The 8,843-nt window shown below is 70.5% G+C and carries 4 protein-coding genes; all 4 read right to left on the reverse strand.

The window, feature by feature from the left end; genetic code table 11:
* Positions 1-208 precede the first annotated feature (208 nt).
* Positions 209-2,233 (reverse strand): penicillin-binding protein 1C, encoded by a 2,025-nt coding sequence (pbpC, locus tag AC1RSK_RS24035; RefSeq protein ID WP_492910229.1) that lies wholly within the window; start codon positions 2,231-2,233, stop codon positions 209-211.
* A gap of 228 nt (positions 2,234-2,461) precedes the next feature.
* Complete coding sequence (locus AC1RSK_RS24040; protein WP_492910231.1) at positions 2,462-7,552, reverse strand: alpha-2-macroglobulin family protein; 5,091 nt, start codon at positions 7,550-7,552, stop codon at positions 2,462-2,464.
* A 125-nt stretch (positions 7,553-7,677) separates the two neighbouring features.
* Positions 7,678-8,541 carry a class I SAM-dependent methyltransferase gene (locus AC1RSK_RS24045; protein ID WP_492910232.1) on the reverse strand — a complete coding sequence of 288 codons (864 nt, stop codon included), beginning with the start codon at positions 8,539-8,541 and terminating at the stop codon, positions 7,678-7,680.
* A 25-nt stretch (positions 8,542-8,566) separates the two neighbouring features.
* A partial coding sequence (locus AC1RSK_RS24050) for a TetR/AcrR family transcriptional regulator C-terminal domain-containing protein (RefSeq protein ID WP_492910233.1) occupies positions 8,567-8,843 on the reverse strand: 277 nt, incomplete at its 5' end.

Genomic DNA, 8,843 nt, shown 5'->3' on the forward strand with positions numbered 1-8,843 from the left:
TGATGTGTCAGCTATGTCCCCGAACACCTGTCAGGCATGTCCCCGGGCTGAACACTTGTGCCTAGGATCCCGCTGTCCGCCGCACTCACAGTGGGGTGGAGGCGCGGCCGCGCCTCCAAGGCAATGGCTTGTCGCGGCTGAACCCGGGATCCTGGGCACAAGGCCCAGGATGACGGTAGCGGGGAGGGGGAACCCCGGGGAACAGTCCCTATCCCCCCTTGATCCGCACCCGCGCCTTCGCCTCGCGGCCGGCCCCGTCGATCACCTTCACGGCATAGAACCCCGGCGCCGCCGGCCGCCAGATCGGCCTGCCGCTGACCGGTTCGACCGGCACCGGTTCGCCGTCGATGTACCAGCTCAGCCCCTCGCCGCCGGCCGCCAGCACCAGGCCGCGCGAGCCTGGCCCGAAGGCGTCCACCTGCACGGTCGCCCGGTCCGGCGGGAAGATCAGCCTTGGGCCCGCGTTCGCCTTCTCCAGCCGCTGCAGGGCCCGCGGGGCCGCCTTCGGCGCGATCGGCGGGGCCGCGCCACGCTCGCCGCCCACCAGGTCGGCGACGTCGAACAGCAGGGGCAGCGACGCCTCGCGCCCGGTCAGCCCGCCCCGCGCCCCGCCGTCGGCGCGGCCGGTCCAGACGATGATCACATAGCCGCCGGCCACCCCCGCCGCCACGGCGTCGCGGAAGCCGTAGGAGGTGCCGGTCTTGAAGGCCAGGCCGGGCCCGCCGCGGGTCAGGGCGCTGGGGATGCGGCCCTTGGGTCCGGGCGCGTCGCGCAGGATGTCGAGCACCTGCCCCGCCGCCTTGGCCCCGACCAGCCGCCGTCCGCCCGCCCGGCTGTTGCGGTCCGCCTCTTGCCGCGTAAAGGCCAGCGGCTTGGCCAGCCCCTCGTCGCCGAGCGCGCAATAGAGCACCGCCAGGTCGCGCAGGGTGATGCCCTCGCCGCCCAGAGCAATGGCCAGCCCCGGGTCCATCCGGCCGTTCGCCGGCCGCACCAGCTCGACCCCGACATTCTCCAGCCGTCCCAGGAAACTGCGCGGCCCGATCTTCTCCATCATCGCCACGGCCGGGACGTTCAGACTGTGAGCGAGGGCCTCGGACGCCGTCACCTCGCCCCGGAACACCCGGTCGAAGTTCTCCGGCTGATAGTCCTTGAAGCGTGTGGCGACGTCCTGGATCTTGGTGTCCGGCGCCGCCGTGCCGTCGTCGAAGGCCATGGCGTAGATGAAGGGCTTCAAGGCCGAGCCCGGCGAGCGCACCGCCCGGGTCATGTCGATCCAACCGCCCGGCCGGTCCAGCCCCGCCGAGCCGACCACCGCCCGCACCGCCCGGCCCTCGATCTCGACCACCAGGATGGCCGCCGTCGCCTCCGCGCCCTGGCCGCGCGCGTAGCTCGCCGCCAATGGTTCGAGCCGCGCCTGCAGGCCCGCATCGATGGTCGAATGCACGGTCGCCGCCTGGCGCGGCGCGGCCCGGGCCAGCTGGCCTGCGATATGCCAGGCATTGGCCGGGAACGCTGCGCGGCGAGGCAGGGGCTCGGTCTCGGCTTCCAGGGCGGCCGGCTCGGCGATCATCCCCGATCGGATCATCCGGCTCAGCACCGTGTCGCGAGCCCGGCGGGCGGCGTCGGGATAGCGGTCCGGCCGGCGGCCTTCGGGCGCCTGGGGCAGGGCGATCAGCAGGGCCTGTTCGCCGTTGGTCAGGCTCTCGGGTTCATGGCCGAAGTAGCTCAGGGAGGCGGCGCGGACGCCCTCGAGGTTGCCGCCGTAGGGGGCCAGGGTCAGGTAGAGGGCGAGGATCTCGCGCTTGGACATCCGCGCCTCGAGCTGCATCGCCCGGACCATCTCGATCAGCTTGGAGCCGATGTTGCGCGGCCGCGGCTCCAGCAGCCGGGCCGTCTGCATGGTCAGGGTCGAGGCCCCGCTGGTCACCCGGCCCCGCAGCGCCGCGCTGCCGACGGCGCGAACCAGCGAGATCGGATCGACGCCCGGATGCAGCCAGAACCGCTGGTCCTCGATACGGACGACCCGCCGCTGGAAGGATTTGTCGGTGCGGGCAAGGTCGGCCCGGATCCGCCAGCGGCCGTTCTCGACCGGCAGGGCGCGCAGCCACGCGCCGTTGCGGTCGAGGGCCACCGGGGACGAGCGCTCGGCCCGGCCCATGTCCGGCGGGAAGGCGAGGTCGAGGGTGAGGAGGAGGGTCTGGAGGGCGACGAGAAGGATCAGGCTTTTGACCAAGAGCGGGACGAGGTGGGTTCGCCTCGGGGCGCCCTTCTCCGTCGGCGGTGGGAGAAGGTGTCGGCGAAGCCGACGGATGAGGGGTCGCACCGGCCCGTCCGAGCCCGCGGTCAACCGCCTCCACGCAGCTTTGAGAGTCATCGACCCCTCATCCGACGCCTACGGCGCCACCTTCTCCCCCAAGGGGAGAAGGAAGCCCCGAGGCAAACCCACTAACGCCTGATACGCTCACCGCCCGACGATCATCACCCGCGTCGCCCCCCCGCGCCCGTTCACCGCCGGACGATACATGTCCTGCGCCTGCGGTCCCGGGAAGAAGAAGTCCCCAGGCGTCACGGCCCGCGCCACATAGGCCAGGGCGAACGGCTTGTTCCCCTCCAGGTCCAACGCCGCGATGTAGCGATCGTCCCGCGACTCCTGCACATCGGCCCCGGTCAGCTCGCCGAGGAACTTGAACGGCCCCTCCTTGGCGTCCTCAGGCGACAGCACCGTCTCGATCTCGAACCCGGCCGGCAGCGGATCGTCGACCACCAGGGCAATGGTCCGCCCCTGGCTCGAACGCCCCGACAGCAGCACGATGATCCGATCCCCCTGGGTGATCCCGCCAAGGTTGACGCCGCCGCCCTGCATGGTGAACAGCCGCTTGTCGACGCTCACCCCGCTGGCTCCCGGCCCGGGCGCCACCAGGGGCGTGCCCCGCACCGTCACCGTCCGCCAGAGCGCGCCACCCTTGTTGGTGAACCTCGCGTCGGGCAGCCGGCCCACGGCCCAGCGCGGCACGCCGCCGGCCGGTTCCAGCGCGGTGACGCCCACCGCCTCGATGCTGATCGGCCCGCTGGCCTTCATCATCGCCGCGGCGGCCTGCAGCAGGCGGGCCTGCTCCTGGGTGTTCAGGGCATCGGGATCGCGCACCACCCCGTCCAGCCGGTCGACCAGCGGCCGCACGATGGCCGGCTCGCCGGCCTCGTAGCCGTAGGCGATGACGGCGGCGATGTCGCGCAGCGGGCTGGCGTACCAGTCCTGCTCGTCACGATACCCCAGCTTGGCCACCGCCCCCTTCAGCGCCGACCGCGCCCGGGCCTTGTCGCCCATCAGGGCCAGGCCGGCCGCCACCTGGGCGCGGGCGATCGGGTTGTCGTCCTTCTTCATCTGCACGTCGTGCCACCAGCGCAGCCGGGCGAGGTCCCCCTTGCCGCCCTTGGCCAGCACATAGAGGGCGTAGGCCGAAGCCCGCGACCGCATCCGTTCTGTGGCCAGCTTCGACTCCGCCTCGTTGCGACCCCACCAGACCGGATACTCGGTGCGATAGCCCACCGAGACCCAGCCGTCGGGCCGGCTGATCGCCCGCATGGCCGACATCGCCCGCTCCAGGGCGCTGTCGGGCACCGGCGCCCCGCGCGCCTTGGCTTCCACGAGGAAGTCGGTGGCGTAGGCGCCCAGCCAGGCGTCCGCCTCGCCGTCGCCCACCCGCCACAGGCCGAAGGCCCCGTCGAGTGTCTGGCGATCCAGCAGCTTGCCGACCGCCTCGTTCAGCGCCGCGCTCGACTTGCGGTCCTTCGGGTCGGGCGCCACCTGCCGCGCGTAGAGCAGCGGATAGGCCACCGACACCGTCTGCTCGGTGCAGCCGTAGGGGTAGCGCGAAAGGGCTGCCGCGATCGCCGCCGGGTCGAAACCCTTGAACGGCGAGTAGCTGACCTGCAGCGTCACATCCCCGGCCGCCATGCCCGACAGCAGGGCCGCGTCCGGCGTCCAGCTCGCGCCGCCCGCCTGTTGCTCGGTGGTGGCGCGGGTGATGGCGCCCCAGCCCAGCCGGCTCTGGATCGGATAGCTCTTGGCGGTGTTGAAGTCCGGCCCGGCCACCTTGAAGCCGACCTCGCCGATGCCGATACGGTCCGGCGCCAGGAAGGGGATCTTCTCGGCGATGCGTTGGCCGAGGATCAGCCGGAACACCTTCTTGAACTGCATGACGATGCCGTTCGTCGAACTGGTCTCGACCGTGTAGTCGCCGGCCTTGCCCTCGACATTGTGCAGCTCCAGCGTCGCCACCGGCTTGTCGCCGGGGCTGAGGAACCGCGGCAGGTTGAGGTCGGCCACCACCGGTTCGCGCACCGTCATCGGCTTGGACGCCGAGCCGACCGCCTCATCGGTCCAGGCCACGGCCATGACCCGCAGCTCGCCGTTGAAGTCGGCGGCCGGCAGGGTGATCCTGGCCTTGCCGAAGATGTCGGTCTCGACGATGCCGCTCCACAGCGCCACCGACTTGATCGGCGTCACCGTCAGCCCCTCGCCGCCCAGCTGGTCGGCCCCGAAGTTGACGTTGGCCGGCGCCCCGAGGTTGGGATCGAGCAGCCGCCCATAGTCGTCCATATAGTCGATCGTCAGGGCCCGCTTGCCGAAATACCATTTGGCCGGATCGGGACTGGCGAACTTGGTCAGCCGCAGAATCCCCTCGTCCACCGCCGCGACGGTGACCTTGGCCCGCTGGCCGACGCCCAGGCCCTTGACCGTCACCGGCACCACGACATCGGCCTTGGCATGCAGCTTCTCCGGCGTGCCCAGCTCCACCGTCAGCTTCCGCGCCTTGGGATCAAGCGGCACATAGATCAGCCCCAGCGCCCGGCGCGGCTTGGGCGTCGCCACCGGATCGCGCGGCTGCACCACGCTGACGAGCACATAGGCCCCGCCGCCCCAGGCGGCCGAGGTCTTCAGCTTCAGCGTCGTCCCCCCGGCCGGCACGGCAAAGGTCTTGAAGTCGATCACCCGGTCGGTGGCCACCGCAACTTGAGCCTCGCCGGCGTACGGCGACTTGATGGTCAGGTCGATGGTGTCGCCCTGGCCCGGTGACTTGCTGCTCAGCCCGATCCGAACGAAGTCCGGCGCCTCGCCGTCCTGGGCGGCGCTGCCCCAGCCGGAGGAGAAGCGGATCAGGGTCTTGGCCCCGTCCGGCCCCTCGATCTCCAGCCGGTAGTCGCCCCATTCCAGGCGCCGCCCGATCTTGGCCGGGGCCCCGGCCCCGACGGTGATCGTCTGTTTGGTGATCACCGCGTCACGGCTGGTCCGCCGCCACTGCCAGCGGCCGTCCTGCTGGAACCAGTCGTAGTCCCAGTTCTCGCTGATCAGGGTGTAGGTGGTCCCCGGCGCCGCGATCCGCGCGCCCGCCGCGTTGACCGCGATGACGTCGATGCCGACCGCCGGATTGGACCCGCCGCCCTCGGCCTCGTCGACCTTGACGCCATAGTAGAGCGGCTTGGTGCGAACCTTCAGGAACAGGCTCTCGCGCACCGGCCGTCCGCCCGGCTCGAACACGCTGGCCGTCACCGTCGCCTTCAACGGTACGACGGTGTCGCCGGCCTCGCCGGAATCGATGGCCAGGATGGCCTTGCCCTCGCCGTCGGTAACCGACGAACCAAGCTCCAGGAACTTCTCCTGGAAGCCGTCCTTCTCGTCGCCCCAGCGGAAGTCCTTATAGGCCGGGAAGGGGTTGGGATCGGCCGCCAGCCGCGCCTCGCCCTGCGTCTGCAGCCCGGCCCCGACCGCCCCGTAAAGGAAGCGGGCGGTGACCGCGACATTGCGCGTCTCGCCGGCCGTCACCGGCGCCTTGGCGTTACCTTCCGTATCGACCGCCAGCCGCTGCGGCGCGAAGTCCTCGACCGAGAACGACAACGCACCCGCGTCGCCGTCCAGCCCCTCGATGCTCAACGTCGCCGTCCAGCGCCCGCGCGGGGCGCTCTTGGGCAGGGCGATGTCATAGGTCACCGCCCCCTTGGGCGCGCCGTCGAAGGCGAATGTCTTGAACTCGACCCCCGAGGGCCGCTTCACCGTGATGACGCCTTTGCGGTCCTTCACCGCCTTCGACTGCAGGTCGCGGATCATGGCGGTCAGGTGCACCGTCTCGCCCGGCCGATAGATGCCCCGGTCGCCATAGAGGTAGCCGTCGACATCGGCCCCGGCGATCCGCCCGCCGGTCTCATCCTCATCGGGCGCCGGTCCGCTGCGCCCCCCCACGCCCTGTTTCGACAGATCGACTGGCGAGCGGTCCAGGTCCAGCACCGCCAGATCGCCCTGCGGCCCATAGGCCATGACCATCTTCGGTTTCAGCGCATTCTCGCCCTTCAAGAGCGGCCGCAGGAACCGCACCCGGCCGCTGCCGTCGCTCTTGGCCTCGGCCAGGTCCTCGCCGTTGCGGGCCACCAGGGCGACCCGCACCCCGGCCATGGTCTTGGCCGACTTCAGCGACCGCACCACCACGTCCAGGCTCTCGGCCCCGTCGTATCCGGCCAGCGCCATGTCGGTGAACATGATCCAGCGCCGCGCCTGGGCCGGGTTGGTCCCCTCGCCCTCGCCGTCCTGCTTGACCCCGGCCGAGGCGTCGCGCGCCTTGATCACATAGCCGCCGGCCTTCATCTCCTTCAGCACCGCGCCCAGCGGGAAGACGGTGGTCACCCGCTCGCCCTGGCCGCCGCGCACCGCCACATCGCCCTTCCAGACCACCCGGCCCTCGTCGTCGGGGCTGTCGTCGCCATAGTCGCCGGCCCAGTCGCCCTCGCCGGTCGGATCGGGGGCGCTGATCGACTTGCGCACCAGATTGCGGTCCGACACCCGCCAGACCTCGATGGCCAGGCGCGAGACATTGACCGTCTCGATCCCCACCCCGTCGCTGTCCTCGCGCGGCAGGATCACCCCGTTGCCGGCGAACCCGACATAGGGCGGCTTCTCGCCAAAGGTGAAGTCGACGTCGGCGTTGGCGCCCAGCTTGTCATTGCCCTTGCCGGGCAGCCCTTTCAGCAGGGTCACCCGCCGGTCGTTGAAGCCCATGCCGGCGATGCACAGCTCGCTGCTGTTCTTCGGATTGACGCTGACCGCCGGCGTGCCGCCGAGATCCGGCGAAACCAGCACATAGTCGGAATAGGACTTGGCCGCATCGAGGTCCTTCGACATCTCGACACAGGCCTTGGGCTCAGCCGCGCTGGTGTCCAGCCGGGTGCGCCACACCGCGAAGCCATCGGGCTTGGGAATCCCCCGCCGCCGGGCATTGGCCCCCCGCGGCTTGCCAAACAGGTTCCAGGCCGAGGCCCCGGGCGTCCGCCCGTTCTTCTCCACCGTCGCCACCGACCCGCCGGGCCCGCTCGCGCCACCGCTGAAGACCCCGGTCGTGGCGGCCACATACCCCCCGCCAAACCCCAGCGCCAACATCGCCGCCGCCACCACCGCCACGGTCGGCGACAGCCCTTTCGGCATCTCGAAACGCGGCTTTTTCGGAGCCGAAGCGGCCGGCGTCTCAGCGCCGCTGTCGCCGGTGGTTTCGTCGCTCGGCGCCATGGCCGCACTCCCCGAGAATAGCGTGTTTTACGGAGGATGAGGCCAAGGCTGAACGGCGGTCAATGAGCCCGTTCAAACTTCGTGCGGGAGGGGAAAAAGAGGGGCCTGTACCCTGTTAATCCCTGTCAGCTTGCCGGATTGCGCGCGGTGACGATCCACGCCGCGCCGTCGATCATCACCGACCGCTCACCGGGGCAGCCCGCGAAGGCTGCGCGAACCGCTGCCGAGGCGCGGGCCCGGATGTCATCGGGCTGATCAGCGAGAACGCGCGACAGCGGGCCGACCTCGAGTGTCATCTCCACCGCGTCGTCGATCGCCGCGTCCCGCGTCTCCCCCTTGCCAAATGGGATGGAGGCATCGAATGGCGCCATAGCGACATCGGTAAAGCCAGCCGCCGTTAGAATACGCGCCACCCGCCCCTGGTCGCCAAACGAGAACGGGCCGGGCGCTTCCGGATCGGGCGGCGCCATCGACGGAACGATGTCCTTGATCGCGCCTGTCGGCAGGCGCACCCAATCGTTCTCGGCCATGCCGCGCCAGCAGACGAAAGCGACCCGCGCGCCCGGCTTCAGCGCACGCCGCATATGAGCGAACGCCGCCGTAGGATCGTCAAAGAACATCACGCCGAAGCGCGAAAACAGGATGTCGAACGCGCCTTCGGGCAACGCGGTGCTGCTGGCGTCGGCCACCTGGAACAGAACCGGCGTATCCCGCGGCGCCAGCGCGCGCGCCCTGCCGATCAGCGGTTCGGATATGTCCACGCCCAGCACATGGCCCCCCGCGCCGACGCGGGCGGCCAGATCCAGACTGGACGCCCCGGCGCCGCAGCCGATGTCCAGCACGCGTTCGCCCGTGGCAGGCGCGGCGGCTTCGATCGCGGCCTGGCCGAACACCGCCATCATGGCATCGAGCCGGGCCTGGTAAAGGACCCAGCGCTCCCCGCCTTGGCCCTTCCAGTCGGCTACCTGAGGAGCTTTTTTCTCTGCCATGCCGTATCCTTGTGCTGATCGGTTCTTAACGAGGCTGTCCGCCTGCGTGGTCCTCGCCACCATGCGCGGCGATGAACATGGCGACGGCCGACCGGCAGTAGGATTCGATTTCGGTGTCGTCCTCTGCTCTTGCCTCGTCGAAGCGTGCGATGATCAGCAGATCGGATCCCTTGAAGAGCGCGGCGAACAGGCGGGCGGACCCGAGAGGATCGGGCACGTTCAGAACCGCCTTCGCGTGCAACTGACGCAACAGGGCCTCGATCTGGGCGATGACATAGGCGGGGCCGGCTTCGTACTGGAGC

Source organism: Caulobacter sp. GW821-FHT11A05, from assembly GCF_058809015.1.

What these genes read in the sequence shown, in the direction of transcription:
- AC1RSK_RS24045 (WP_492910232.1), bottom strand. Translation starts at nt 8,541, where the DNA reads ATGGCAGAGAAAAAAGCTCCTCAGGTAGCCGACTGGAAGGGCCAAGGC.
- AC1RSK_RS24040 (WP_492910231.1), bottom strand. Translation starts at nt 7,552, where the DNA reads ATGGCGCCGAGCGACGAAACCACCGGCGACAGCGGCGCTGAGACGCCG.